Source organism: Halomonas sp. TH-94, assembly GCF_057473365.1.
The window spans coordinates 84,141-110,926 of record NZ_JBYCKL010000065.1 but is presented as its reverse complement, the minus strand read 5'-3'; the positions used below and the strand labels follow the sequence as shown (position 1 = coordinate 110,926).

Annotated in this window: 27 protein-coding genes and 1 pseudogene; 13 read left to right on the top strand and 15 right to left on the bottom strand. The window is 65.0% G+C overall.

The genetic code is table 11. The annotated features are described in order from the left end of the window. A pseudogene (locus tag AC2VNO_RS12885) lies at positions 1 to 125 on the top strand (dihydroxy-acid dehydratase); the annotation flags it as partial. Between the two features lie 71 nt (positions 126 to 196). Then, a complete protein-coding gene (locus tag AC2VNO_RS12880) occupies positions 197 to 1,285 on the top strand; it encodes an oxidoreductase (RefSeq protein WP_486934483.1) in 1,089 nt (362 codons plus the stop codon). 8 nt (positions 1,286 to 1,293) lie between these two features. Here AC2VNO_RS12880 and nudE read toward each other — a convergent pair whose 3' ends face one another. After that, positions 1,294 to 1,881: an ADP compounds hydrolase NudE gene (gene nudE / locus AC2VNO_RS12875; protein ID WP_486934482.1), complete on the bottom strand. Its 588-nt coding sequence runs from the start codon at positions 1,879 to 1,881 to the stop codon at positions 1,294 to 1,296. A 114-nt stretch (positions 1,882 to 1,995) separates the two neighbouring features. Here nudE and yrfG point away from each other — a divergent pair, with 114 nt between their 5' ends. The 5 genes from yrfG (at position 1,996) to msrB (ending at position 6,498) form a co-directional block, all read left to right on the top strand. Next, a complete protein-coding gene (yrfG, locus tag AC2VNO_RS12870) occupies positions 1,996 to 2,709 on the top strand; it encodes a GMP/IMP nucleotidase (protein WP_486934481.1) in 714 nt (237 codons plus the stop codon). Further along, a complete protein-coding gene (hslR, locus tag AC2VNO_RS12865) occupies positions 2,702 to 3,088 on the top strand; it encodes a ribosome-associated heat shock protein Hsp15 (protein WP_486934480.1) in 387 nt (128 codons plus the stop codon). The genes yrfG and hslR overlap by 8 nt, the downstream gene beginning before the upstream one ends. Positions 3,089 to 3,136: 48 nt before the next feature. Then, a complete protein-coding gene (gene hslO, locus AC2VNO_RS12860; RefSeq protein ID WP_486934479.1) occupies positions 3,137 to 4,012 on the top strand; it encodes an Hsp33 family molecular chaperone HslO in 876 nt (291 codons plus the stop codon). A gap of 314 nt (positions 4,013 to 4,326) precedes the next feature. Continuing rightward, the gene (locus AC2VNO_RS12855) at positions 4,327 to 5,883 is read left to right on the top strand and encodes a phosphoenolpyruvate carboxykinase (protein ID WP_486934478.1); all 1,557 of its coding nucleotides are present in this window, start codon (positions 4,327 to 4,329) and stop codon (positions 5,881 to 5,883) included. 111 nt (positions 5,884 to 5,994) lie between these two features. Next, a complete protein-coding gene (msrB, locus tag AC2VNO_RS12850) occupies positions 5,995 to 6,498 on the top strand; it encodes a peptide-methionine (R)-S-oxide reductase MsrB (protein ID WP_486934477.1) in 504 nt (167 codons plus the stop codon). Here msrB and AC2VNO_RS12845 read toward each other — a convergent pair. Further along, positions 6,491 to 7,342 (bottom strand): LysR substrate-binding domain-containing protein, encoded by an 852-nt coding sequence (locus AC2VNO_RS12845; protein ID WP_486934476.1) that lies wholly within the window; start codon positions 7,340 to 7,342, stop codon positions 6,491 to 6,493. The genes msrB and AC2VNO_RS12845 overlap by 8 nt on opposite strands. A 112-nt stretch (positions 7,343 to 7,454) precedes the next feature. On the opposite strand from AC2VNO_RS12845, the gene AC2VNO_RS12840 reads away from it, so the two are divergent. The 5 genes from AC2VNO_RS12840 (at position 7,455) to AC2VNO_RS12820 (ending at position 13,311) form a co-directional block, all read left to right on the top strand. Further along, positions 7,455 to 7,709: a DUF1127 domain-containing protein gene (locus AC2VNO_RS12840; protein ID WP_486934475.1), complete on the top strand. Its 255-nt coding sequence runs from the start codon at positions 7,455 to 7,457 to the stop codon at positions 7,707 to 7,709. Positions 7,710 to 7,780: 71 nt separating this feature from the next. Then, complete coding sequence (locus AC2VNO_RS12835) at positions 7,781 to 10,135, top strand: Tex family protein (protein WP_486934474.1); 2,355 nt, start codon at positions 7,781 to 7,783, stop codon at positions 10,133 to 10,135. 117 nt (positions 10,136 to 10,252) lie between these two features. After that, positions 10,253 to 11,869, top strand: a complete 1,617-nt coding sequence (gshA, locus tag AC2VNO_RS12830) for a glutamate--cysteine ligase (RefSeq protein WP_486934473.1) — start codon at positions 10,253 to 10,255, stop codon at positions 11,867 to 11,869. Next, complete coding sequence (locus AC2VNO_RS12825; RefSeq protein ID WP_486934472.1) at positions 11,869 to 12,417, top strand: disulfide bond formation protein B; 549 nt, start codon at positions 11,869 to 11,871, stop codon at positions 12,415 to 12,417. Before gshA ends, AC2VNO_RS12825 begins: the two co-directional genes overlap by 1 nt. 42 nt (positions 12,418 to 12,459) lie before the next feature. Then, positions 12,460 to 13,311: an alpha/beta hydrolase gene (locus tag AC2VNO_RS12820; protein WP_486934471.1), complete on the top strand. Its 852-nt coding sequence runs from the start codon at positions 12,460 to 12,462 to the stop codon at positions 13,309 to 13,311. Here AC2VNO_RS12820 and AC2VNO_RS12815 read toward each other — a convergent pair whose 3' ends face one another. From AC2VNO_RS12815 to AC2VNO_RS12755, 13 genes are all read right to left on the bottom strand, one after another. Beyond that, positions 13,312 to 13,725: a RidA family protein gene (locus AC2VNO_RS12815; RefSeq protein ID WP_228579269.1), complete on the bottom strand. Its 414-nt coding sequence runs from the start codon at positions 13,723 to 13,725 to the stop codon at positions 13,312 to 13,314. Further along, complete coding sequence (locus AC2VNO_RS12810) at positions 13,718 to 14,143, bottom strand: acyl-CoA thioesterase (RefSeq protein ID WP_486934470.1); 426 nt, start codon at positions 14,141 to 14,143, stop codon at positions 13,718 to 13,720. Before AC2VNO_RS12810 ends, AC2VNO_RS12815 begins: the two co-directional genes overlap by 8 nt. Positions 14,144 to 14,153: 10 nt before the next feature. Continuing rightward, positions 14,154 to 14,834 (bottom strand): ABC transporter ATP-binding protein, encoded by a 681-nt coding sequence (locus tag AC2VNO_RS12805; protein WP_486934469.1) that lies wholly within the window; start codon positions 14,832 to 14,834, stop codon positions 14,154 to 14,156. Further along, positions 14,835 to 15,578 (bottom strand): ABC transporter ATP-binding protein, encoded by a 744-nt coding sequence (locus AC2VNO_RS12800; protein WP_486934468.1) that lies wholly within the window; start codon positions 15,576 to 15,578, stop codon positions 14,835 to 14,837. Then, on the bottom strand, positions 15,571 to 16,617 hold the full coding sequence (locus tag AC2VNO_RS12795) for a branched-chain amino acid ABC transporter permease (RefSeq protein WP_486934467.1): 1,047 nt from the start codon (positions 16,615 to 16,617) through the stop codon (positions 15,571 to 15,573). Before AC2VNO_RS12795 ends, AC2VNO_RS12800 begins: the two co-directional genes overlap by 8 nt. Then, entirely contained in the window at positions 16,610 to 17,524 is a 915-nt protein-coding gene (locus AC2VNO_RS12790) for a branched-chain amino acid ABC transporter permease (protein ID WP_486934466.1), read from the bottom strand. Before AC2VNO_RS12790 ends, AC2VNO_RS12795 begins: the two co-directional genes overlap by 8 nt. Before the next feature lie 69 nt (positions 17,525 to 17,593). Continuing rightward, a complete protein-coding gene (locus AC2VNO_RS12785) occupies positions 17,594 to 18,736 on the bottom strand; it encodes an ABC transporter substrate-binding protein (RefSeq protein WP_486934465.1) in 1,143 nt (380 codons plus the stop codon). A 107-nt stretch (positions 18,737 to 18,843) separates the two neighbouring features. Beyond that, positions 18,844 to 20,481: a benzoate-CoA ligase family protein gene (locus tag AC2VNO_RS12780; RefSeq protein ID WP_486934464.1), complete on the bottom strand. Its 1,638-nt coding sequence runs from the start codon at positions 20,479 to 20,481 to the stop codon at positions 18,844 to 18,846. A gap of 104 nt (positions 20,482 to 20,585) precedes the next feature. Continuing rightward, a complete protein-coding gene (locus AC2VNO_RS12775) occupies positions 20,586 to 21,734 on the bottom strand; it encodes an acyl-CoA dehydrogenase family protein (RefSeq protein ID WP_486934463.1) in 1,149 nt (382 codons plus the stop codon). Further along, positions 21,734 to 22,543 carry an enoyl-CoA hydratase family protein gene (locus tag AC2VNO_RS12770; protein ID WP_486934462.1) on the bottom strand — a complete coding sequence of 270 codons (810 nt, stop codon included), beginning with the start codon at positions 22,541 to 22,543 and terminating at the stop codon, positions 21,734 to 21,736. Before AC2VNO_RS12770 ends, AC2VNO_RS12775 begins: the two co-directional genes overlap by 1 nt. Continuing rightward, on the bottom strand, positions 22,540 to 23,007 hold the full coding sequence (locus tag AC2VNO_RS12765; RefSeq protein WP_486934461.1) for a MarR family winged helix-turn-helix transcriptional regulator: 468 nt from the start codon (positions 23,005 to 23,007) through the stop codon (positions 22,540 to 22,542). The genes AC2VNO_RS12770 and AC2VNO_RS12765 overlap by 4 nt, the downstream gene beginning before the upstream one ends. Then, positions 23,004 to 23,747, bottom strand: coding sequence for an SDR family NAD(P)-dependent oxidoreductase (locus AC2VNO_RS12760; protein WP_486934460.1), 744 nt, complete (start codon positions 23,745 to 23,747; stop codon positions 23,004 to 23,006). The genes AC2VNO_RS12765 and AC2VNO_RS12760 overlap by 4 nt, the downstream gene beginning before the upstream one ends. Then, complete coding sequence (locus tag AC2VNO_RS12755) at positions 23,744 to 26,029, bottom strand: bifunctional salicylyl-CoA 5-hydroxylase/oxidoreductase (protein ID WP_486934459.1); 2,286 nt, start codon at positions 26,027 to 26,029, stop codon at positions 23,744 to 23,746. Before AC2VNO_RS12755 ends, AC2VNO_RS12760 begins: the two co-directional genes overlap by 4 nt. 208 nt (positions 26,030 to 26,237) lie before the next feature. On the opposite strand from AC2VNO_RS12755, the gene rsd reads away from it, so the two are divergent. Further along, entirely contained in the window at positions 26,238 to 26,726 is a 489-nt protein-coding gene (gene rsd / locus AC2VNO_RS12750; RefSeq protein WP_486934458.1) for a sigma D regulator, read from the top strand. Positions 26,727 to 26,786 lie beyond the last annotated feature (60 nt).

The following is a 26,786-nucleotide window of genomic DNA, read 5'->3' as shown; positions in this document are numbered from 1 at the left end:
GCAGTCAGGCGTGGAAACCGAGCATCCAGCGGGTACGCAAGGTCTCGGCGGCGCTCAAGGCCTATGCCCTGTTGGCCACCTCCGCCGACAAGGGCGCCGTAAGAGACCTCTCCAAGCTCGATTGACCGGGCGACGAACCGGGCGAGGCCCGGTTCGTCGTCACTGGCATTTCCATCCAGCAGTAAGGAACGACGACATGCGCAAGCAGACCTTCGGCGTCGGTCTGATCGGTTTCGGTACTGCCGGCCGCCTCTTCCATGCCCCGCTGATCCAGGCCACGCCGGGCCTCGAGCTGCTGGCCGTGGTCAGCAGTTCGACGGCAAAGGTGAACGATGTGCTGCCCGACGTCGAGGTGCTGCCCAAGGCTTCGGCGCTGCTGGCCCGGCCGGACATCGATCTGGTGGTCATTGCCAGCCCCAACGAGACTCACTATCCGCTGGGCAAGGCGGCGCTCGCGGCCGGCAAGCACCTGGTGATCGACAAGCCCTTGACCGTGTCGCTCTCCGAGGCTCGTCTGCTCAAGGCCGAGGCCGACAAGGCCGAGCGTCTGCTCAGCGTTTTCCACAACCGCCGTTGGGACAGCGATTTCCTCACGCTGCAAGCGCTGCTTGCCGATGGCTGCGTTGGCCGACCGGTGTCGCTGGAGCTGCGCTTCGATCGATTCCGTCCCACTGTGGCCGACCGCTGGCGCGAGCAGCAAAAGCCCGGCAGTGGGATCTGGTACGATCTCGGCTCGCACCTGCTCTATCAGGCGCGGTCGCTATTCGGCATGCCGCGGGCGATTTTGCTCGACCTGCAGGCGGTGCGCGACGGCGCCGAGGTGGACGACGACTTCCATGCCCTGCTGGACTACGACGGGCTTCGGGTCACCCTGCGCGCCAGCTCCCTGGTCGCGGAACCGACTCCGCAGCTGGCGTTGCACGGTACCCGCGGCAGTTTCGTCAAGTATGGCCGCGATCCTCAGGAGAACTGGCTGCGCGAGGGGGGCACGCCGTCTCGCTGCTGGGGTATCGATCCGCGGCCGGGGCTGCTGACCCTGATCGATGAAAGTGACGGCGATGCCTTGGTCTCCAGCGAATATCCCGGTTTGCCCGGGGATTACCTGGCCTACTATGTCGGTATCGCCGAATCGCTGACCAGCGGCGCCCCGCCGCCGGTTAGCGTGGAAGAGGGTATCGAAGTCATGACGCTACTCGAGGCCGGCCTGGACAGCTACCGCCAGAGCCGCTGGATACGCTTCAAGGAGGGAGCCGGCTCGCTGCGCCATCTGCATCGCCATGGTTGAATGTGGGGCTACCAGGCCAGCGTCGGCTCGCTGTAGCGACGTTGGCGCAGGGTGTCCCGAGCGATGAACAGGGCGGCGATGGCACGCGCTTCGTGAAAGTCGTCGCGCATCAATAGCGCCGGCAGATCCTCGAGCGCGTGGGTTTCCACGATCAGTGGCTCCGGCTCGTCACCCGGCAGGCGCTTGGGATACAGCTCGGTGGCGAGCAGTACCTGCATCCTGTGGCGCATGTAGTTGGGTGCCAGTGACAGCTCCACCAGCGGTTCGATGCGTCGCGCGCCAAAGCCGCACTCTTCCATCAATTCCCGATTGGCCGCTGTGATGATGTCCTCGCCGGGGTCCACCAGCCCTTTGGGCAGCGTCAGTACGTAGTCCTCGAAGCCTGCGGCGTACTCTCGTATCAGCAGCACGTGATCCGGATCGGGCATGGCAATGATCATGACGGCGCCCTGATCGCTGCCGGTCAGGCGCTCGAAGGTGCGCTCGGCGCCGTTGGAGAAGCGCAGGTCGAGGGACTCGATGTGAAACAGGCGACTGCGGGCCACGGACTGGCGCGAGAGCACCTGGGGTTTGTGCAGGGTCTGCTTGTCTGTCATGAAGGCTCCGTTCGTGCGACGGCCGTTGGCTGGCTTCCTGACGGGAATGCGCCGTCGTCATCCTTTGGGTACAATATCACGCCTTCCTCCGCTCAGATGCCACCGGGAGTCGCCATGATCGACTGGCGCGCCATCGATACCGTTCTGCTGGACATGGACGGTACGCTGCTCGACCTTCATTTCGACAGTCATTTCTGGCTGGAGCACCTGCCGCGTCGCTATGGCGAACTCCATCGCCTCGACGAAGCCACCCAGGAGCAGCTGCGTTCGCGCATCTTGCGTGAACAGGGCACCCTCAACTGGTACAGCCTAGCCTACTGGAGTCGGGAGCTGGGCGTGGACATCGTGGCACTCAAGCGCGAGATACAGCATTTGATCGGCCTGCGCAGCGATGCACTCGATTTTCTCAAATGGCTCAAGCAGGCGCACCCGAGGGTCGTGCTGGCGACCAATGCCGACCGCGAGAGTCTTGGGCTCAAGCTGCCACTCACTGGTCTGGAAAGCTATCTGGATGCCATTGTCTCCTCGGCCGATCTCGGCGTACCCAAGGAAGCCCAGGAGTTCTGGTTCGCGCTGCAGGAGGTCGAGCCCTTCGATCCGGCGCGTACGCTGTTCATCGACGACAATCCCGCGGTCCTGGAAAGCGCCAGGGAGTTCGGCATTCGCCACCTGCTCGGTATCAAGCAGCCCGACAGTACGCGGCCGGAAAAGGAGCTCAAGGAGTTCATCGCTCTGGACCGCTTCGCCACGATCCTGCCCCAGGGGCTACCCTTGGAGATACGCGGTGCTGGCGGAATTCGAGCTGAGACAGGAGAAAGCGGTGGATAGCGTACGACTCGACAAGTGGCTGTGGGCTGCACGCTTCTTCAAGACTCGTGCGCTGGCCAAGAAGGCCATCGAAGGCGGCAAGGTGCACTACAATGGCGGGCGTGCCAAGACCAGCAAGAACGTCGAGCTCGGCGCGCTGATTCGTGTCCCCCAGGGTTGGGACGTCTGGGAAGTGGAGGTGATGGCGCTTTCCGACCAGCGCCGCGGTGCGCCCGAGGCCCGTGAACTCTATCGCGAGACCGAAGAGAGCGTCGAACGCAGAACGCGCGAGGCGGAAGGCCGACGGCTGACCAACCAGGCCATGCAGCATCCGCTCAAGCGCCCCGACAAGAAGCAGCGCCGCGATATCCAGCGTTTCCAGCGTCAGCGGGACGAGTGATCGCCGCCTGACGCCACCGCCCTGAACGATCCTATTCCGGAATCAACCATGACCGACAAGATCCAGCGCTTTCTTTTCGAACGCACCAACGTCCGTGGTGAGATCGTCACCCTGGAGCGAGCCTATGCCGAGGTGCTCGAGCGGCATGGCTACCCGGCAGTCGTCAATCGCCTGTTGGGCGAGTTGCTGGCCGCCGTGGCGCTGCTCACCGATACCGTCAAGCTCGACGGTATCCTCAGCATCGAGGTACGCGGCCAGGGTGAGCTGTCGCTGCTGATGGCGGAATCCAACCCGGGCGGCGAGCTGCGCGCCATCGCCCGCCTGGCCGAGAGTGCCAGCCTGCCGGAAGGGGAGGCGGGCTTTCGCGATCTCGTCGGTGACGGTCATATCGTGATCACGCTCGACCCGCGCGAGGGCAATCGCTACCAGGGTATCGTGGCGCTCGATCATGACAGCCTGGCCGGCTGTCTCGAAGCCTACTTCGCACAGTCCGAACAGCTGCCTACCCAGCTGTGGCTGCGTGCCGACGGCCAGCGTGCGGGCGGGTTGTTGCTTCAGCGCCTGCCGGACGAATCGCAGAACCAGGACGAGGATGCCTGGGAGCGTACCGTTCACCTGGCGAAGACCCTGAAGACAGAAGAGCTGCTGGGACTTGACCAGCATGAGCTTCTCCACCGCCTCTACCACGAGGAGACGGTGCGGGTATTCGAACCCAAGGCGCTTCGTTTCGGCTGTACCTGCTCGCGGGAACGCATCGGCGCGGGGTTACTGACACTGGGCGCCGTCGAGCTGCGGGACATCCTCGCCGAGCAGGGCGAGATAGAGACTCAGTGCCATTTCTGCCATACCCACTTCCGTTTCAGTAAAGGCGAAGTCGAGACGCTGCTGCGCGATCAGGACGGCCCGGCCCCGACCTTGCACTGACGTTTTCGGCGATGTGATGGCCGAGAGGCTGAGGAGCGGCTCGTTCGTACGCCTGACCATGCTGCATTGCACAAGCATGGTTGTAGTCAAACTGCGGCGATTTGTCTCGATGTAGTAGTAAAACTACAAGAACTTCGGCCAATGTTACCGTTTCCTGTCGGCTTCCTTTTTGCCATAATGGCGCCGCCTTAAGGCCGATCGCCGCATTACAAGACGGCAACGATCCGCACGGACGATCGGAGACCTCAAACGCAACCGGCGTTACGGACGCCTGGCATACGAGAGAGAACCGGCCGCAAGGCCCAGGAACCGACATGACCACAACCCAAGCCGCTCCTCAAGCACACGTCAATCTCAGTAGCGCAGAACTCATCGAGCGTGCCGTGGCACGCGGTGAAGGCCGTCTGGCCGCCAATGGCGCCCTGGTGGTAAACACCGGCCTGCGTACCGGTCGCTCGCCCAAGGATCGCTTCATCGTCGATGAGCCCTCCACCAGCGGCGATATCGACTGGGGCAGCGTCAATCGCCCCTTTCCCGCCGAGCAGTTCGACGCCCTGTGGAACCGCGTCGAAGACTATCTCGGCAGCGCCGAGCGCTTCGTCACCGAACTGCACGTGGGCAGCGATCCGACCCACTACCTGCCGGTGCGTGTGACTACCGAGACGGCTTGGCACAACCTCTTCGGTCGTACCATGTTCGTGCGCCCCGAGGGCTACAACCCCGCCGCCAAGGAGGAGTGGACGATTCTCAACGCGCCCTTCTTCGAGTGCGACCCGAACCGTGACGGCACCAATTCCGACGGCACCGTGATCATCAACTTCGCCCAAAAGAAGGTGCTGATCGCCGGTATGCGTTATGCCGGGGAAATGAAGAAGGCGATGTTCTCGGTACAGAACTTCCTGCTGCCGGCTTCCGATGTACTGCCCATGCACTGTAGCGCCAACGTCGGCGAGGACGGCGAGACGGCGCTGTTCTTCGGCCTTTCCGGCACCGGCAAGACCACGCTTTCCGCCGACCCGGCCCGCTACCTGATCGGCGACGACGAGCACGGTTGGGGCCCCGGTACCGTGTTCAACATCGAAGGTGGCTGCTACGCCAAGTGCATCGATCTGTCGGCCAAGAACGAGCCGGTGATCTGGAATGCCATCAAGTTCGGCACCGTGCTCGAGAACGTGGTTCTCGACGATCGCCGCGAGCCCGACTACACCGATGACAGCCTGACTCAGAACTCTCGTGCCGCCTACCCGCTGGAGCACGTCGACAAGCGCGTGCCTGAGAACCGTGCCGGCGAGCCCAATGCCATCATCTTCCTGACCTGCGACATGTCGGGCGTGCTGCCGCCGGTGTCGATCCTCTCCAAGGAAGCGGCGGCCTACCATTTCCTTTCCGGCTACACCGCCAAGGTGGGGTCTACCGAGATGGGTTCCTCCGCGGGACTGGAAGCGACCTTCTCGACCTGCTTCGGTGCGCCGTTCTTCCCTCGCCCGGCCCGCGTCTACGCCGACCTGCTGATCAAGCGCGTCGAGGCCAAGGACGCTCAGGTCTATCTGGTCAATACCGGCTGGACCGGCGGTTCCTACGGCGAGGGTGGTTCGCGCTTCTCGATTCCGACGACCCGCGCCATCATCAGCGCGATTCAGTCCGGCGTGCTGCGCGAAGTCGAGACCAAGCGCATCGACGGCCTCAATCTGGACGTGCCGGTATCGGTCCCGGGTGTCGATTCGCGCCTGCTCGACCCGCGCGAAACCTGGGAAGACCAGGCGGCTTACGATCGCAAGCTGCGTGATCTGGCGGCCAAGTTCGTCGACAACTTCAAGAAGTTCGAAGGGGTCAGCGAAGGTATCGTCAAGGCCGGTCCCAGTTTGACCTGAACCTGAGCTGCCCGCGGCAGTCTGAAAGGGGGAAGAGGCAGATGCCTCTTCCCCCTTTTCTTTGCGACGTTCTTTACCGACGTTCGCCCAACGGACCCGAGGGTAGATGAGATGAAGAGACGACACTTTCTCGGCGTTCTGGGCGCAGGCGGCGCGGCCTGGCTTGTGCCGAGCGTCGGCTGGGGGTTCCCCCGGCTGAGCCTCGAGCCTGCAGCGGGCTTGGAACGGCTCGAGCTCTCCCGCGACGAATGGCGTGAACGACTCACGCCCGAACAGTTCTGGATCCTTCGGGAGCACGGCACAGAGGAGCCTTTCTCGAGCCCGCTCGACAAGGAGTGGGGCGAAGGAGAGTACCGCTGCGCCGGCTGCGACCTGCCACTGTTCGACAGCGCCATGAAATATGACTCGGGCACCGGCTGGCCTAGCTTCTTCGCTCACATCGAGGGGCACCTGCTCAGCCAGCTCGACTTCAGCATGATCTGGCCCCGGCGCGAATACCACTGCGCCCGCTGCGGCGGCCATCAGGGCCATGTCTTCAGCGACGGCCCCGAGCCCACCGGCCTGCGCTGGTGCAATAACGGTCTGGCGCTCGCCTTCGTGCCGGCGACTACCTGAACCCCTCTACGATATGCTGCGCCAGACCATCAACTGCGGGTGAGGTGGCCTCAGGCGAGCGCAGCAGCACGATGGAGCCTTCCGGCAGCGGGGGGAAATCGTCCGCTTCGTCGAGAATGCGCATGCCGGGTGTGACCAGGCTCTTCATCAGTGCCGATACGGCAAGCCCGGCGCCCACTACCGCCTGCAGGGTGGCCAGACTAGGACTCGAATAGGCAATGCGGTATTGACGCCCGGCACGGGTCAGAGCATTGCAGGCGTGTTGGCGACAGAAGCAGGGTTCCTCGAACAGCGCCAGGGGCAGCGGCGTCTGGCGATGAATGGAGTGGCTCTCCGCCACAACCCATACCGTTTCCTCCCGGCGCAGGATGGTGCCTATCTCCTGGCCTACCTGGCGGGTCACGATGCTCAGGTCGAGGCTGCCCTGTTGGCGGCCCAGCAGTTCGGAGGAGGGGGCGCACTGAACCTCGACGTCGACGAGTGGCCAGGTCTGAGAAAAGGACTTGAGGATCCCGGGTAGGAAGCGCATGACGAAATCGTCGGGTACGCCGATGCGTACCCGGCCCACCATCTCCGGTTCGCGCAGCATGTTGAGGGCTTCCCCTTGCAGGTCGAGGATACGGCGGGCGTAGCCGAGCAGCGTGGTGCCCTCGCTGGTGAGATGCATCTGGCGCCCCTGGCGCTCGAATAGCGGGCGCTGGATCACGTCCTCCTCGAGCCGCTTGATCTGCATGCTGACAGCCGACTGGGTGCGGTTGACCGCCTGGGCCGCACGGGTGAAACCCCCGTGGTCGACGATGGCGACGAAGGTGCGCAGCAGCTCATGATCGATGGTATGAAGCATGGTTGCCTTCCATCAGGATTGGTGATGAATGGTATAACAACTATTCGTTGGATTGATTCTAGCGGCTCGTCGACACTTTCTCCATCGCATCATTGCATGGAGGAAGACGAGCATGAACATGAAGGTAACCATAGTCGGTGAAGAGGCCTTGCCTCACCGCGAGCCCGGGGCGCGAGGGCGCCTGCGCTCCATCGTGGAAGTGTGGCGGTGGGCGCGACGCATGGACCGCCTGGTGCAGCTGCGCCGCGAGCGCAACCAACTGCTCGAGCTCAGCGACCACCAGCTGCGCGACATCGGCCTGACCCGTTACGAGGCAGCCCGTGAGTCGCGTCGCCACTTCTGGGACGACATCGGCTGGCGGCGCTGATCTCGGCGGCGACGGCGTGGCGTTTGTGGTACCTTGGCGCGATCTTTCGTTGCCGCAATACCAAGGATGTCATGGACGCCACGACCCGGATCATTTCGCGCCTCGCCGAGGAGCTTGCCGTTCGCCCACAGCAGGTGTCAGCTACCGTGGAGCTGCTTGACGGCGGCGCTACCGTGCCTTTCATCGCTCGCTACCGCAAGGAAGTCACGGGAGGGCTCGACGATACCCAGCTGCGCACCCTGGACGAGCGTTTGCGCTATTTGCGGGAGCTCGAGGAGCGCCGCACCGCCGTGCTCGCCGCTATCGACGAACAGGGCAAGCTGACACCGGAGCTCAGCGGACAGATCCAGGCAGCCGACACCAAGCAGCGCCTGGAAGATCTCTATCTGCCGTACAAGAAGAAACGCCGCACCAAGGCGCAGATCGCCCGTGAGGCGGGACTCGAACCGCTGGCCGATGCGCTGCTGGCCGACCCTACCCTCGACCCCGAGACCGAGGCGGCCGGCTATCTTCGTCCTGCCGAGGGCGACATACCGGCCATCGAAGATACCAAGGCGGCGCTGGATGGGGCGCGTCAGATCCTCATGGAGCGGTTCGCCGAGGACCCGGAGCTAGTCGGCTCACTGCGTGAACGGCTGTGGAGCGAGGGCGAACTCAGCGCCCGCTTGCTTCCTGGCAAGGAGCGCGAGGGCGCCAAGTTCTCGGACTACTTCGAGCACGACGAAGCGCTGGCCAAGGCACCTTCGCATCGGGCGTTGGCGATGTTCCGCGGGCGCAACGAGGGCATGCTGACGCTGGCCATTCGGCTGCCCGGCGAGGACGATGCCCCGATTCATCCGGCGCAGGTGGCTATCGCCAGGCATTTCGGCATTCGCGACGAGGGGCGTGCCGCCGACAAGTGGCTGGCCGACGTGGTGCGCTGGACCTGGCGGGTCAAGCTTTACACTCACCTCGAAACCGAGCTGATGGGGCGGCTGCGCGAGCGCGCCGAACTCGAAGCCATCGAGGTGTTCGCGGCCAATCTCAAGGATCTGCTGCTGGCGGCCCCGGCAGGGCAGAAGTCGACGCTTGCCATCGACCCGGGTCTGCGTACCGGCTGCAAGGTGGCGGTGGTGGATGCCACCGGCCAGTTCCTCGAACACACCACTATCTACCCCCACGCCCCGCGCAACGCCTGGGACGCTTCGCTGGCCGAGTTGGCCAAGCTGGTGGAAAAGCACGACGTGGCGCTGATCGCCGTGGGCAACGGTACGGCGAGCCGCGAGACCGACAGGCTCGCCGGCGAACTGGTCAAGGCTTTCGCCGGTAAGCGAGCGCTGGCCAAGGTGATGGTCAGCGAGGCGGGCGCCTCGGTCTACTCCGCCTCGGAGTACGCTTCGAAAGAGCTCCCCGACCTCGATGTCACCATCCGCGGCGCGGTCTCCATCGCCCGGCGCCTGCAGGACCCGCTGGCCGAGCTGGTCAAGATCGAGCCCAAGTCCATCGGCGTGGGACAGTACCAGCACGATGTCTCACAGCTGCAGCTGTCGCGGAGCCTGGAGGCGGTGATCGAGGACTGCGTGAACGCCGTCGGCGTCGATCTGAATACGGCATCGAGCGCGCTGCTGTCGCGGGTGGCCGGCCTCAACCCGGCGCTGGCCGAGGCCATCGTGGCCCGGCGCAACGCCGAGGGTGCCTTCGCCAGCCGCAAGCAGCTGCTCGACGTCAGCCGTCTGGGGCCCAAGACCTTCGAACAGTGCGCCGGTTTCCTGCGCATCATGAATGGCACCAATCCGCTCGATGCCAGCGGCGTGCACCCCGAGGCCTACACGCTGGTGGAGCGCATTGCCAACCGCAGCGGGCGCCCGGTGGAGAGCCTCATCGGCGACAGCGCCACGCTCAAGGCGGTCAAGCCCGCCGAGTTCGCCGACGAGCGCTTCGGTGTGCCCACCATCAGCGACATCCTCAAGGAACTCGACAAGCCGGGCCGCGATCCGCGCCCCGAGTTCAAGGCCGCCGAGTTCCGCGAAGGTGTCGAGACCCTGAGGGACCTGGAAGCGGGCATGATCCTCGAGGGCAGCGTGACCAACGTCACCCACTTCGGCGCCTTCGTCGACATCGGCGTGCATCAGGACGGGCTGGTCCACATATCGGCGCTTTCCGACAAGTTCGTCGAAGACCCACGCTCGGTGGTCAAGGCCGGCGACATCGTCAAGGTCAAGGTCATGAGTGTGGATCTCGAACGGGCGCGCATCGGGCTCTCCATGCGCCTCGACGACCAGCCGGGAGAGGACGAGGGCGGCAGATCGTCGCGCAGTGCCCAGGGTGAGCGCCGCGGCGGGCAGGGCAAGGCGCAGCGCAAGAGTGCACCGCGCGAGCAGGCTCAGCCCAATCAGATGGGTGCCCTCGGGGCCGCGCTGCTGGCGGCGAAGAAGGGCAAATCTTGATCCTGATGCCCGTGTCGCCATACTCTCGACATCATTGGCGTGTCCGGCCGTCGCTGACGGCCGGCATGCATCGACAGAGAGGCCCGTTGAAGGCCTCCAAGACACGGGGTCCACGCCTTGTCTGAGAACTACACTGCTACCATTACGTACTTCACCGCGCTGGCCGCTCAGGGTCGCTTCGGGCGCCTGCGCCGTGGGCTGGAGAAGGAGGGGCTGCGGGTCGACCGTGAAGGGCGTATCGCCGCCACGCCGCATCCTCATGCGCTGGGCTCCAAGCTGACCCACCCGCATATCACCACCGACTATTCCGAAGCGCTGCTGGAATACATCACGCCGGTCTACTGTCGCCCCGGCGATGCCCTCGACTTCCTCACCGACCTGCACCGCTTCAGCTATCGCCACCTGGGCGATGAGCTGATCTGGCCGGCCAGCATGCCGGCCCGGCTCGACGGCAACGACAGCGTGACCATCGCCGACTACGGCAGCTCCAACGTAGGCACCATGAAGCATGTCTACCGCAAGGGGCTCGACGCACGCTACGGTCGTATCATGCAGGCCATCGCCGGCATCCATTATAACGTCTCGCTGCCGGACGAACTCTGGGCACTGCTGCGCGAGCGGGACGACGCCCTGGAGCTGTCCCTCGACGACTACCGCTCCAGCCGTTACTTCGGCCTGATCCGCAATTTCCGCCGTCACAGCTGGCTGCTGCTCTACCTGTTCGGTGCCTCGCCGGCGCTGGATCGTAGCTTCCTGCCTCAGGGCAACATCCCCGACAAGCTGCAGTCGCATGGCCGCGAGACTCTGCTTTCGCCCTACGCCACCAGCCTGCGCATGTCGGACCTTGGCTATCAGAACAAGGTCCAGGCGCAGCTGAAAATCTGCTTCAACTCGCTATCCAACTACGTCGGCACCCTGCGCCATGCCATCTCTACGCCCTGGCCCGCCTACGAGAAGCTCGGGGTCAGAAACGAGCGTGAATGGCAGCAGCTCAATGCCAACATCCTGCAGATCGAGAACGAGTACTACAGCGACATCCGGCCCAAGCGGGTCACGCGCCACGACGAGACGCCGAGCCAGGCGCTGGAGGCGCGTGGCGTCGAGTACATCGAGGTGCGCTGTCTCGACCTGGACCCTTTCCTGCCGCTGGGCGTCGACGAGTCGCGGCTGCGTTTCATCGATACCTTCCTGATGTGGTGCCTGCTGGCCGAGAGCCCCTGGATACCTGACGCGGAGTGCGACCGCCTGGACGACAACCGACGCCTGGTCGTGGAACGCGGGCGCGACCCCGAGCTCAGGTTGCTGCAGAACGGCTCGAGCCGCTCGGTGGCCGACTGGGGCGGTCAGATATTCGGCGAGCTCGCCCAGGCCGCTGAGCTGCTAGATGCCCTGGAAGAGGGGAGCCCGCATGCTGAAGCCGTTGCGGCGTTTGCGCCTTGGCTCGAGGACCCGTCACTGACGCCGTCCGCCAGATTGCTGGCACGCCTGGAGGCGACAGGAGAGGAGTTTGTCGAAGCCATGCTGTCACTGGCCGAAGAGCATGCCGAGCGCATGCGTCAGGAGCCTGTCAGCTCCGCACGCAGCATGACGTTCCACCAGATGGTGGAGACCTCCCATCAGCAGCAGCGCGATATCGAGGCGGCCGATACGTTGAACTTCGATGCATTTCTCGAGGCGTATTTCGCCAACGCCCGCGAGCCTCGTGTGGCGCTGGCAAGAGAGGGGGACGCCTGATGAAATCCACACTGCCACGCCTCAGCGTACGCCAGTGGAGTCTGGCCGGCCTGGCCTTCTGCGTACTGATGATGTTGGTCGCCCTGGGCCTCGAACATATTGGCGGACTCGAGCCCTGCCCGCTTTGCATCTTCCAGCGGGTCGCGGTGCTGTCGGCCGCTGCGGTATTCATCATCGCCGCCATCCACAACCCACGTGGGCGGCTCGGGGCCGTCGTCTACGGTGGGCTCTCGCTTGCCGCCGTGCTGGGCGGTATCGGCGTGGCCTGGCGCCACCTTTGGCTGCAGTCGCTGCCGCCCGATCAGGTACCGAGCTGCGGTCCCGGGCTCGACTACATGATGGACATCCTGCCGATGCGTGACGTGGTGTCCATGGTGCTGTCCGGCTCCGGCGAGTGCGCCGAGATCGACTTCCTGTTGCTGGGCATCTCGCTGCCCGGTTGGACGCTGATCGGTTTCGTCGTGCTGGCCCTGGCGCCGCTGGGCATGCTGTTCGGCGCCTTTCGCCAGCGACAAGCGAGCCTGAGCGGTAGCCACCGCCCGGCGTGAGCGGCGTGAAACGATAACGACAATAACGACAAGGAGCGAGTAATGCTCTACCGCGACTTCGCCACCCAGGAGGCCATCGACCGCGAGTACGACCCCATGCGCGGGCGTGACCCGGCTGCACTGCTGGCCGATTGGCAGGCGCGCAGCCAGGCGGCCCGCGAGCGCTGTCGCGTATCAGAGAGTATCGCCTTCGGGCCGACGCTGGCCGAGCGCATGGATATCTACCACGCCGAGAGCGAGAATGCCCCGCTGCACCTGTTCTTCCACGGCGGCTATTGGCGTTCGCTGGGGCATCGGGAGTTCGGCTTCATCGCCGAGGGGCTGGTTCGGTCGGGTATCAGCGTGGCGGTGGTGAACTACGCGCTGTGCCCCACGGTGGCATTCGGCGAGCTGGTGCGCCAGGCGCGCGCTGCGGTGGCCTGGGCTTACCGTCATGGGGTCGAGTTGGGTGTCGATGGTTCACGGCTGAGCGTTTCCGGCCACTCCGCCGGTGGCCACCTGGCCGCCATGCTGCTCGCCACCGACTGGCGGGGCCAGTACGGCCTGCCCGACGATCTCCTCGAAGGGGCTCTGTGCGTCAGCGGGCTATACGACCTGCGCCCCTTTCCCTGGTCATGGCTGCAACCGAAGCTACAGCTCAGCGGCCGTGACGTGGCCGACTACAGCCCGCTGCTCCTGCCCTGCCGGGTTCCCGCGCCGGTGCAGTTGGTGGCAGGGGGAGAGGAGTCCAGCGAGTTCGACCGGCAGATGCGAGCCCATGCCGAGCACCTCGAGTCCCAGGGTATCGCGGTAGGTGCCGAGCTGCTCTCGGGCGACGATCACTTCACGATTCTCGACCACTACGCACCGAGCGGACGCTTCGTTCAGCGCATCGCCGCCTTTCATGGTGCCTGATCACGCTTCGGGTAGGACAGCGGTCGCTTCGATCTCAACCTTCGCTCTATCCTCGATGAGGTCGGCCACCTGCACCATGGTCATGGCCGGGAAGTGCTTGCCCACCACCTCGCGATAGGCCGCACCGACTTCCTTCAGCCGCGCCAGGTACTCCTGCTTGTCGGTGACGTACCAAGTCAGTCGTACCAGGTGTTGCGGGCCGGCATCGGCCTCTTTCAATACTGCGACGATATTGGTCAACGCCTGGTGGACCTGAGCGACGAAGTCGTCGCTCTCGAAGACCTGGTCGCCGTTCCAGCCGATCTGGCCACCGACGTAGACAGTACGTCCGCTGGCGAGTACCCCGTTGGCGTAACCCACCGCGGCCTTCCAGTGCGAGGGGTGCAGCAGTTGGTGCAAGTTGGCGTCATTCATCTCGTTGTCCTTGTTGGCAGTCCTTGGCAAAGTGCCGGCGCATGTCGTCGGGCCAGGACAGGGGGCGACCGCTGTCCAGGTCGATGTACACCAAGGTGGAGTCGCAGGTCAGACGTGGCTCATCATCGCAGCGGGCCACCATGCGCAGGCTCAGGCTGGTGCGACCGACATCACGTATGGCGAGCTCGAAGATGAGCGTCTCGCCCAGTCTGCTGGGGGCGTGGAAGTCGGTCTCGATATGTGCCGTGGGAACGCCGGTGCGCGAGGTCACGTGCAGGCGATTGAAGTCGTATCCCACCGCTTCGGCAAAATAGTCTTCCACGACGGAATTGAGCATTTCGTAATAGCGCGGGTAAAAGACGATACCCGCCGGGTCGCAGTGCTGAAAGCGCACCTTGCGCTGTGTGGTGTATGGCATGGTGCTTCCTCTATACGCCCAGGTAGCGGTCGCGCAGGCCGTCGTCGAGTTCTCCGGGCTCACCCGTCCAGACCGTGCGCCCTTTTTCCAGAATGGTGCAGCGGTCGGCCACCGGCATCAGCTCGGTGAGCGACTTGTCGACGATCAGCGTGGATTGTCCCTGTGCCTTGAGCTCGCGGATGGCGGCCCAGATCTCGTGGCGAATCACCGGGGCGAGGCCTTCGGTGGCTTCGTCGAGTACCAGTAGACGCGGGTTGGTCATCAGGGCGCGGCCGATGGCGAGCATCTGCTGTTCACCGCCGGAGAGCGTGCTGGCCATCTGACTGCGACGCTCGGCCAGGCGGGGAAACAGTGCTTCGACACGCTCGAGGCTCCATTCGCCGGAGCGCGCGGTGACCAGCAGGTTCTCGCGTACCGAAAGATTGGGGAAGCAGCGCCGCCCCTCGGGCACGAGGCCAAGGCCGGCCTGGGCAATGCGATACGAAGGCAGGCGGCGCAGATCGTGGGACTCGAAGGTGATGCTGCCGCTGCGTGCCGGGGTGAGGCCGAAGATGGAGCGAATGGTGGTGGTCTTGCCCATGCCGTTGCGGCCCATCAAGGCGACCATTTCGCCCGCCTGGACGCTGAGGTCGACGCCGAACAGCGCCTGAGAGGGCCCGTAGTAGGTCTCGATCGAACTGACGTTGAGCATTCAATCCCCCAGATAGGCTTCGCGAACTTGCGGATTGGCACGGATCGCAGCGCTGTCGCCATGGGCGATCACGCCGCCGGCCACCAGCACCGAGATGCGATCGGCGAGGCGGAACACGGCGTCCATGTCGTGCTCGATCAACAGGATCGGCACCTCATGCTTCAGCGCTTCGAGCAGCTCGGTCAGGCGGGCCGTGCCCTCGGGCCCAAGGCCGGCCATGGGCTCGTCGAGCAGCAGCGCTCGCGGCTTCAGTGCCAGGGCGCAGGCCACCTCCACCTGGCGGCGCTCGCCGTGGGAGAGCTCGGCCACTGGCGTATCGGCGCGATGCAGCAGCTGCATGCGCTCCAGCGCCTCCAGGGCGGGGGCCAGCAGGCTCTCGTCACGGTGCACCGGCTTCCAGAAGCGAAAGCTGTGACCCTGCAACGCCTGCACGGCAATCATGACGTTGCGCTTGACCGATAGCGGCTCGGCCAGCGACGAGACCTGGAAGCTACGGCCGAGGCCCAGCCGCGCACGTTGGGCCACGCTGAGAGCGGTGATGTCCCGGCCGGCCAGCGCGATGCTGCCGGAGTCCGGCTTGATGCCGCCGGCAATCTGGCCGATCAGCGTCGACTTGCCGGCCCCGTTGGGGCCGATCAGCGCATGGATCTCATGTGGACGCAGGTCCAGGGAAACGTCACGGGTGGCCTGCAGGGCGCCGAAGCGCTTGTTGAGGTTGGCCAGGCTCAGTACGGCATCACTCATGGCGCTCCCTCCCGGCCAGCCAGCCCATCACGCCATGCTTGGCGAACAGCACCACGAACAGCAGTACCAGGCCCAGGAACAGCTGCCAGTATTCCGTCATTCCGCCCAGCAGGGTTTCCATCATCACGAACAGTAGCGCGCCGGCCAAAGGGCCGTAGAGCCGACCCACGCCGCCGAGAATCACGATCACCATCAGTTCGCCGGACATGTGCCAGCTGAGCATGGTGGGGCTGACGAAGCCGTTGAGATCGGCGTACAGCGCCCCGGCCAGGCCGGTGATCATCGCCGAGATGACGAAGGCGACCAGACGCACGGGATAGGGAGCGATGCCGGCGGTGGCCAGGCGGGTATCGTTGAGCCGGGCCATGGTCAGCGCGGCGCCGAAGCGCGACTTCATGATTCGAGCGGTAAGGGCGAGCGACAGCACCAGGCCGCCGAAGCAGATCAGGAAGAAGGTCAGGGCATCGTTGGTGTCGACCAATGGCAAGCTGTTGCGCAGGAAGATCGGCAGGCCGTCCTCGCCGCCGTAGGTGGGCCAGGAGTTGGCGAAGTAGTACATCATCTGGGCGAATGCCAGGGTGATCATGATGAAATACACCCCGGTGGTGCGCAGCGAGATGGCACCGATGGCCAGTGCCAGGAGCCCGCAAAGCACGATCGCCGCGATCCAGATCACCAGCATGCTGTCGCTGCCCGGAACGGTCAGGGGCCAGCCGATCACCGGGGTGAAATCGAAGGCATGATAGGCACTGATGCCGGCAATGTAGCCGCCCAGGCCGAAATAGGCGGCGTGGCCGAAACTCACCATGCCGCCGTAACCGATGGCCAGGTTGAGCCCCACCGCGGCCATGGCGATCAGGGTGATGCGGGAAGCCAGATTGACGTAATAGATATGGCCTAGGAAATAGGCCGCCAGGGGGGCCAGTAGCAGTACGGCGAGCAGGCCGATCTGCACCAGTCCCTTGCGGTCGTGCCAGCTGGCTGCCGGAGTCGGCAGCCCCGGCTGGGCGGCGAGGGTCGAGGTGTCGGACTTATTCATTGGCGGCAAACAGTCCCTTGGGTTTGAAGGCGAGAATGGCGGCCATCATGATGTAGATCAGCATGGCGGCGATGGCGGAGCCTACGCCCGCCGCCTCCGAGGGGCTCATGAACTGGCGGAAGAAGGCCGGCAGGAAGACTCGTCCCAGGGTATCCACCACGCCGACCAGGATGGCGCCGTAGAGCGCTCCCTTGATCGAGCCGATGCCACCGATGACGATCACCACGAAAGCCAGTATCAGCACCGGTTCCCCCATGCCCACCTGCACCGATTGCAGTGCGCCGACCATGGCCCCGGCCAGACCGGCCAGGGCTGCGCCCATGGCGAATACCAGGGTGTACAGCCGAGCGATGTTGACGCCCAGGGCGCCGATCATCTCGCGGTCGCTCTCGCCGGCACGAATGCGCATGCCGAGCCGGGTGCGGGTGATCAGGAAATACATTCCCACCGCCACGGCGATGCCGACGGCAATGATCACCAGCCGGTAGATGGGATAGCGCAACCCCCCCGGCAGGGTGACCGAACCGGCCAGCTGTGACGGTGGATTGAGCCAGAGCGGCGAAGAGCCGAACAGCCAGCGGGTGCCCTCCGAGAAGATCAGGATCAGGGCGAAAGTGGCCAGTACCTGATCGAGGTGGGGGCGGTGATAGAGCCGGCGGATCACGATCAACTCCACTAGCGCGCCCACCGCGGCGGCCACGGCAATGCCGCTGGCAAGACCGACGATGAAGGACCCGGTGGCGGCGGTAGCCAGGGCCGTGGCATAGGCGCCGACCATGTAGAAGGAGCCGTGGGCCAGGTTGATCAGCCCCATCACACCGAACACCAGGGTCAGGCCGCTGGCCATGAGAAACAGCATGGTGCCCAGCTGCAGGCCGTTGATGAGCTGTTCGATGAATAGCATCATGAAATCGTCAACCGAAGATAGGTGCGGGGAGTGCCGCCGGGCCGCGTTCGGCCCGACGGCGCCGGTGCCTCACATCTGGCACTGCTCGTGATAGATGTCCTGGATGTTTTCCACGGCGATACCTATCAGGCGGTTGGTGGGCTGTCCGTCGTCGCCCTCGACCACCTCACGCACGTAGATGTTCTGGATCGGGTGGTGGTTGGGGCCGAAACGGAACTCGCCGCGCACAGAGTCGAAATCCGCCTCGCGCAGCGCTTCGCGGAAGGCATCCTGCTCGCTCGGGTGGGCTTTCTCCAGGGCGCTCAAGATCAGGTTGGCGGTGTCGTAGCCCTGAGCTGCATAGAGGGTCGGCATGCGGTTGTAGGCCTCACGGAAGCCTTCGACGAAGGCGTGGTTGGCCTCGTTGTCGAGGTCGTAGGCCCACAGCGAGGTGTTCATGGCGCCGATGGCTGCGCTGCCTACCGCCTTGATGATGGTCTCGTCGAAGGAGAAGGCGGCGCCGAACACCGGTAGCTCGACCCCGGAGTTTTCCCACTGCTTCATGAACGAGATGCCCATACCGCCCGGCAAGAAGAAGAACAGGCTGTCGGCATCGCTGGCGCGGATCTGGGCGATCTCGGCGGCGTAGTCGGTCTGGCCCATCTGGGTGTAGATCTCGCCGACCACTTCGCCTTCATAGAGATGCTTGAAGCCGGCCAGGGCGTCGGTGCCGGCGGGGTAGTTGGGAGCCAGGATGATGGGGCGCTCGAAGCCCTGTTCACGCATGTAGGCGCCCATGGCGCCGTGCAGGTTGTCGTTCTGATAGGCGGCGTTGAAGTAGTTCTCGTGACACATGCGCCCGGCCAGGTCGGAGGGGCCGGCATTGGGTGAAATGTAGAACGTGCCCTGGCGTACGGCAGCGGGGACTACCGCCATGGCCAGGTTGGAAAAGATGATGCCGGTGAGGATATCGACGTTGTCGCGCTGCATGAACTCATTGGAGAGGCTGCGCGCCAGGTCCGGTCTGTTGGCATCGTCCTGCACCAGGACCCGCACGTCGTCGCGGCCCGAGCGCTCGATGGCGAGCATGAAACCGTCGCGTACGTCCACGCCGAGGTGCGAACCGCCGCCCGAAAGCGTGGTGATCATGCCGATCTTGACCTCATCGGCCTGGGCCGCCGCCATGGTGGCGGTCATCAACAGGCCGAGGCCAACGCTGGCTAGTGTCTTCATGGGGATTCCCTCATCATCTCGTTTGTTATGGTCTTCGGCGCCGTGTCCAGCGCTTGTGCCGTGATTGCCCGTCAGATCGTGCCGGCGGGCTGGTTTCCACTGTCGGGCTAACTTCCGCCGTCAGGATAGTGCTCCTGACGCAGCCGAAAGCGCTGCACCTTGCCGGTGGCAGTCTTCGGCAGCATTTCGACGAAGCGAATCGAACGCGGATACTTGTAGGGCGCGATGCGCTGCTTGACGAACGCCTGCAGTCGCTCGGCACATGCTGAATCCTGTTCGACACCGGCAGACAGTACCACGAAGGCTTCGACGATCTGCCCACGCTGTGGGTCCGGTGCGCCGATGACGGCACACTCCGCTACCGCCTCATGGGCCAGCAGGGCGGCTTCCACCTCAGGGCCGGCAATGTTGTAACCGGCCGAGACGATCATATCGTCATTGCGTGCGGCAAAGTGAAAATAGCCCTCCGCGTCCTGATAGAAGGCGTCGCCGGTGATGTTCCAGCCCTGGCGGACGTAGCCACGCTGCCGCTCGTCGTCCAGGTAGCGGCACCCGGTCGGTCCACGCACTGCCAGCCGGCCCACTTCACCGCGGGGCACCTCTTGCATGTCGGTGTCGACGATTTTCGCCTCGTAGCCCGCTACCGGCTTGCCGGTGCAGGCGGGACGGTGATCGTCGAGGCGATTGGAAATGAAGATATGCAGCATCTCCGTGGCGCCGATGCCATCGAGGATCGGCTTTCCGGTCTTTTCCATCCATTCATGGTAAATCGGTGCCGGCAGCGTTTCACCGGCTGACACCGCCAGCCGCAGGCTGTCCAGTTCTCCGGCGCTCGTCATTGAGGCGAGCATGGTGCGATAGGCGGTGGGTGCGGTGAAGACGATAGTCGCGCGGTGCTCGTGGATGATCTCCATCATGTTGGGCGGCGAGGCCTTTTCCAGCAGCACGGCTGTGGCACCGAAGCGCAGCGGGAAAATGGCGAGCCCCCCCAGGCCGAAGGTGAAGGCCAGCGGCGGCGAGCCGACGAAGACATCGTCACAAGTGACCTGAAGCACCTCGCGGGCATAGCCGTCGGCAATGATCATGAGGTCGCGGTGAAAGTGCATGGTCGCCTTGGGCATGCCGGTGGTGCCTGAAGTGAAGCCGAGCAGGGCGACATCGGTGGCGGCTGTCGCCACCGCCTCGAATTCGCTCGGCTTGTCGAGTGCCAGGCGGTCGAGCTCGGCATCGTGGTTGGCGGTGCCGTCGAAGCCGACGATGCGCTGTAGAAAGGAGCTGTCGCTGGCACAGGCTTCCAGCTCTTCGAGCAGGCGGGTGTCGCACAGGGCCAAAGCCACCTCGGCCTTGTCGACGATCTGGGCCAGCTCACCGGCACGCAGCATCGGCATGGTATTGACCACTACCGCTCCGGCCTTGGTCGCAGCCAGCCAGCAGGCGACCATGGCAGGGTTGTTGGCCGAACGGATCAGCACCCGGTTGCCCGGACGCACGCCCAGGTCCTCCACCAGGACATGGGCCAGGCGGTTGGTCCATTCATGGAGCTCGCGATAGCTGCGTTGGCGACCGTTGCCGATCAGCGCCACGCGGTCGCCGTGGCCGTGCTCGACCCACCGGTCGCAAAGCTCCACCGCGGCGTTGAGACGCTCGGGGTAGTCGAATCCGTCCAACTTCAGCTCCGGCCACTCCTGTGCGGGCGGCAGCCGGTCCAGCGTGAAGGTATCGGCATGGGCCGACGCTGTGTTCATGACCATTCTCCGTACTTCGTTGTTGTTGTTCGGCGCTTGCGCGTCGACAGGGGATACGGGTCTGGCGTGTCTCGTCGCTTAGTTATTGGTCTTGTTGCTTTCGTTCAGTTCGTGCCCGGTCGGTTCTCCGCCAATGCACTGCGGGCGATCACGATCTTCTGTACGTCCGACGCCCCTTCATAGATACGCAGCGCGCGGATCTCGCGGTAGAGGCTCTCGACGATGTGGCCCTTGCGCACTCCGTCGCCGCCGTGCAGCTGCACCGCCTTGTCGATCACCTGCTGGGCGCGGTCGGTGGCGTAGAGCTTGGCCATGGCCGCCTCGCGGGTGACTCTTTCGGCACCCATGTCCTTGGTCCAGGCGGCGCGGTATACCAGCAGGGCGGCGGCGTCCACGTCCAGGGCCATCTCGGCCAGGTGGCCCTGTACCATCTGCAGGTCGGCCAGGCTGGCGCCGAACAGCTCGCGGTTGCGGGCGCGGTCTAGGGATTCGTCCAGCGCGCGGCGGGCGAAGCCCAGCGCTGCGGCGCCCACCGTGGAGCGGAACACGTCGAGTACCGCCATGGCGATGCGAAAGCCCTGGCCGGGCTGGCCGATCATGGCGCTGGCCGGCAGGCGCATGTCGTTGAAGCCGAGCCGCGCCAGCGGGTGTGGGGAGATCGTCTCCAGTCTCTCGCGAATCTCGAGGCCCGGCGTGTCGGCCGGCACCAGGAAGCAGGAGAGCCCCTTGGCCCCCGGCCCCTCGCCGGTGCGGACGAACAGGGTATAGAAGTCGGCGATACCGCCGTTGGAAATCCAGGTCTTCTCGCCGTTGATGCGATAGTCGTCGCCGTTGCGTTCGGCCACGGTATCCAGCTGTGCCACGTCGGAGCCCGAGCGCGGTTCGGTCAGAGCGAAGGCGGCCAGCGCCTCACCGCGGCGGGTTCTCTCCAGCCACTGTTTCTGCTCGTCGTTGCCGAACAGGCTGATCGCCCCGGTGCCGAGCCCCTGCATGGCGAAGGCGAAGTCGGCCAGGCCGTCATGCCGCGCCAGGGTCTCGCGTATCAGGCACAGGCTGCGCACGTCGATGGCATCGCCCGCGGTGCCTTCGAGAAAGCCTGCCTGGCCCAGGTCGCGCACCAGCTGGATGCAAGTGGCATCGACGTCGCTATGGTCGCGTGGCAGTTCACGCTGGCACCACGCCTCCAGGCGCTTGGCCAGGTCGCGATGGCGCGCTTCGAAGAACGGCCAGTCGAGAAAGCTCGTGTCGCTCATCAATCCCCCTCGAAGACCGGCTTCTGTTTGGCGGCAAAAGCGCGATAGGCACGCTCGAAGTCGCGGGTCTGCATGCAGATCGCCTGGGCCTGGGCCTCGGCCTCGATGGCCTGCTCCAGGCTCATCGACCACTCCTGGTTGAGCTGGGTCTTGGTGATGCCATGGGCGAAGGTGGGGCCCAGGGCCAGCCGGGTGGCATAGGCGATGGCCTCGGCTTCCAGCGCGTCGGGCTCGACCAGGCGATTGTAGAAGCCCCATTGATGGCCCTCTTCCGCGCTCATGCTGCGTCCGCTGTAGAGCAGGTCGGCGGCACGACCCTGGCCGATGATCCGCGGCAGCATGGCGCAGGCGCCCATGTCGCAGCCGGCCAGGCCCACTCGGGTGAAGAGAAAGGCGGTGCTCGCCTGGGGCGTGGCGAAGCGGATGTCCGAGGCCATGGCGATGATGGCGCCGGCGCCGACGCAGACGCCGTCAATGGCGCTGATGACCGGTTTGGTGCAGTTGATCATCGCCTTGACCAGATCGCCGGTCATGCGGGTGAATTCCAGCAGGCCCTTCATGTCGCGACCCACCAGCGGGGCGATGATCTCGTGCACGTCGCCGCCGGAACAGAAATTGCCGCCGTTGGAGGCGAACACCACCGCCTTGACGTCCTCTGCGTAGACCAGGTTGCGGAAGGTGTCGCGCAGCTCGGCATAGCTGTCGAAGGTGAGCGGATTCTTGCGTTCGGGGCGGTCCAGGCGGATCACCGCCACCTCGCCCTCCATGCGCCACAGGAAATGCTGGGGCGCCAATTCGGCCAGTTTCATTGCTGTGCTCCCTTGTCTGCCGGCAAGCGGTGCAGCAGCTCGCCAATATGGTGGGCATCTTCTTCACTGACGCCTTCCAGCAGGTCGTCGACCCAGCTTTCGTGGGCTTGTGCCATGACGGTGAAGGCATCGCACCCGGCGGAGGTAAGGCGTACCAGGGTGGCGCGGCGGTCGCCCTCGATGGCGATTCGCTCTACCAGGCCGTCGTCGGCCAGGCGGTCGACGATGCCGGTGACATTGCCGTTGGAAACGCGCAGCCGCTTGGAGAGCTCGTTCATCTTGAGCCCCTCGCGGTCGCGATAGAGCGCGGCCATGACGTCGAAGCGCGGCAGGGTGGAGTCAAACTCCAGGCGCAGCTTCTCGCGCAGCGCCGCCTCCACCTGACGGGTGACCCTGAGCATGCGCAGCCACAGGCGCAGGCGCTCCTTGCTCAGGGACTCCTGTCTCAGCTGCTGGGCCGTCATGCTTCACCTCCCGAGATCGAAATGGCCTGACCGTTGATGGCGCCGCTATGCGGGCCGCACAGCCACAATGCCGTGGCGGTCACCTCGGCGGGCTGGATCAGACGCCCCGTGGGATTGGTCGATTGCAGGTGGGCGCGGGCCTGATCCGGGCTCTGGCCGGTCTTGGCCACGATGGTGGCGACACTGGCCTCGAGCAGCGGAGTCTCGGTGAAGCCGGGGCACAGCGCGTTGACGGTAACGTCCCGGCCCGCGATCTCCTGGGCCAGAGCGCGCACCAGCCCGACAACGCCATGTTTGGCGGCGCAGTAGGGCGCCACGTAGGCGTAGCCCTTGAGCCCGGCGGTTGAGGCCACGGCGATCAGCCGCCCTCCGTCGCGCAGGTGCTTGAGCCCCTCGCGCAGGGTGAGGAAGACACCGGTCAGGTTGACATCCAGCATGCGCTGCCACTGCTCCAGTTCGGTTCTGGCCAGCGGGGCACTCTCCGCCGCACCGGCGTTGGCGATGACGATATCGACCTCGCCGAGACGCTCGAACAGTGCTGTCATGTCGGCTTCGCTCGTGACATCCGCCACTTCGGCAGTGATTGCCGGGTGGCGCTTGGCCATGGCTTCCAATGGCTCGTGGCGGCGACCGCTGATGGTCACCTCGGCGCCGGCCTCGGCGAACGCCAGCGCCATGTCGGCGCCGATCCCGCTGCCGCCGCCGGTGATCACCGCGCGCCTGCCCTTCAGGTGGCTCATGTCCAGCCCTCGCCGCGCTCGGCCAGGCGCTGCAGCTGGTCGCGTCCGGCGCGGTAGGGCGCCGGCCAGGCGCACTCGCCGTCCTGCAGGCCGGCGGCGGCATGCAGCGTCCAGTAAGGGTCGGCCAGATGCGGTCGTGCCAGGCACACCAGATCGGCGCGGCCCGCCATCAGGATCGAGTTGACGTGGTCGGCCTGGTAGATGTTGCCTACCGCCATGGTCGCGATGCCGGTCTCGTTGCGGATGCGATCGGAGAAGGGCGTCTGGAACATGCGGCCGTACATCGGCTGTGCGCGGGTCGAGGTCTGCCCGGCGGAGACATCGACGATATCGACCTCTGCGCTTTTGAGCAGGCGGGCAATTTTCACCGCCTCGTCGGGGGTGACGCCTTCGTCGCCGACCCAGTCGTTGGCCGAGATGCGCACCGCCAGCGGCTTGTGGGCCGGCCACGCCTGACGCACCGCGCGGATCACCTCCAGCGGGTAGCGCATGCGATTTTCCAGCGAGCCGCCGTACTCGTCATCGCGGCGGTTGGTCAGCGGCGTGATGAACGAGGAGAGCAGATAGCCGTGGGCGGCGTGCACCTCGAGCATGTCGAAGCCGGCGCGCTCGGCCATTTTCGCTGCGGCGACGAATTCGTCGCGCACACGCTCCATGTCGGTACGATCCATGGCCTTGGGCACCTGGTTGCGCTCCGACCAGGGCACGGCGGAAGCCGCCAGGATCGGCCAGTTGCCCTCGGGCAGCGGGGCATCCATTTCCTGCCAGCCGAGCTGGGTCGAGCCCTTGGGTCCTGAGTGGCCGATCTGGGCGCACAGTTTGGCGGCCGTTTCGGCATGAACGAAATCGCACAGCCGCTTCCAGACCGCTTCATGCTCCGGGTCGTAGAGCCCGGGGCAGCCCGGGGTAATGCGCCCCTCGGGTGAAACGCAGGTCATTTCGGTATAGACCAGCCCGGCACCGCCCTTGGCGCGCTCGGCGTAGTGCACGAAGTGCCAGTCGGTGGGCCGTCCCGCCACCGCCTTGTACTGAGCCATGGGTGAGACGACGATACGATTCTCGAGCCGCATGTCGCGCAGCTGAAAAGGTGCGAACATCGGCGCACGGCGCGAGCCCTCGTTGCCGGCCTGGGCCTGGAACCAGCCCTCGGCGCTCGCCAGCCATTGCGGGTCGCGCAGGCGCAGGTTCTCGTGGCTGATGCGCTGGGAGCGGGTCAGCAGGGAGTAGTTGAACTGCACCGGGTCGAGATCCAGGTAGCGCTCCACCTGTTCGAACCACTCGGTGGAGTTGCGCGCCGCCGACTGCAGGCGCAGCACCTCGGTGCGGCGTTCCTCCTCATAGCGGGCGAAAGCGCTGCTCATGTCGGGCTCGCTGTGCAGGTACTCCGCCAGGGCGATGGCGCTCTCGAGCGCTAGCTTGGTGCCTGAGCCGATGGAGAAATGCGCGGTGGCCGCGGCGTCGCCCATCAGTACGACGTTGTCGAAGCTCCAACGCTCGCACAACACGCGGGGAAAGTTGATCCAGGCCGAGCCGCGGATGTGGTTGGCGTTGGTCATCAGCGCATGGCCGCCCAGATGGCGGGCGAAGATCCGCTCGCACACGGCGATGGACTCCTGCTGACTCATCTCGCCGAAGCCGAAGGCCTGCCAGGTGGCTTCGCTGCACTCGACGATGAAGGTCGCGGTGTCGGCGTCGAACTGGTAGGCATGGGCCCACACCCAGCCATGTTCCGTCTTCTCGAAGATGAAGGTGAAGGCATCGTTGAAGGTCTGATGCGTACCCAGCCAGACGAACTTGCAGGCGCGCACCTCGATGTCGGGCCGGAAACGTTCGGCATAGTGCTGGCGGGTGCGGGAGTTGAGGCCGTCGGCGGCCATCACCAGATCGAACTCGTGGCGCAGCTCGTCGATGCGTTGCTCCGGGATATCGCACTCGAAGCGCAGCTCGATGCCGAGTTCCCGGGCGCGTCGTTGCAGCAGAAGCAGCAGCTGATGACGGCCGATGCCGCAGAATCCGTGGCCGGTGGAAACGGTCTTCACTCCGTCGTGGATCACCGCGATGTCGTCCCAGTAGGCGAAGTGCTCGCGGATGCGAGCCGCACTCACGGCGTCGTTGGCGGCCAGGTTGTCCAGCGTCTCGTCGGAGAGCACCACGCCCCAGCCGAAGGTGTCGTCGGCGCGATTGCGCTCGAGCACCACGACTTCGTGAGTAGGGTCCTTCAGCTTCATGCTGATGGCGAAATAGAGGCCGGCGGGGCCGCCGCCAAGACAGGCGATTTTCATGGTGTCTAGCCGTATCGTTGTTGTAATGAAACTCAAACTAGACCCAACGGAAAAATACTTCAAGCTTAAAATTTCAAGCTTGAAGTATCCCGGCGGCCACGCTTTTACCGAGGCCAAGGATTGACACTCAGGCTGGCAGCGGCGAGTCTGGCATTTGGGTTCGGCAGGGTCCGGGCTGCAACCGGCTTACAAGGGAAGGAGGCTCACGATGCTGGAAGAGTGCAAGACAGCCAGGGAGCGCTGGGGTGGCGTGCATCAGCTGATCGACCGATGGCTCGATGAGCGTCGGGAGCTGCTGGTCAGCTTCATTGAGCTCAAGGAGGCCTGCGACACCGAACTCGAGGCGGTGGACAAGCCACAGATCGATCGCTTCAGTGAGCTTCTGATGGACTACATCAGCGCCGGTCACTTCGAAATCTACCCGCAGCTGCGCGAGGAGGCCAACGCCTTCGAGGATCACGATGCGCTGGAAATCGCCGGCAAGCTGCTCGAGCGCCTGGAACTCTCCACCGAACTGGTCCTGGCCTTCGATGCCGACTTCTCTACGCCAGTCCGCTGCCAGCACTTCCTGCCACGCCTGCCTGCCTGGCTCGATCGCCTCGCCAAAGGGCTCACCGAGCGCTTTGCGCTGGAGGATCAGCTGATCGCTCGCCTGCACGCCGCGCACACGCCGCTGACGGAAGATCAGACCGAGTAGCGCTAGGCCGCTCGACCGCTCATGTTTTCCGCCGTCGCCCCGGACCCTGGTCCGGGGCGG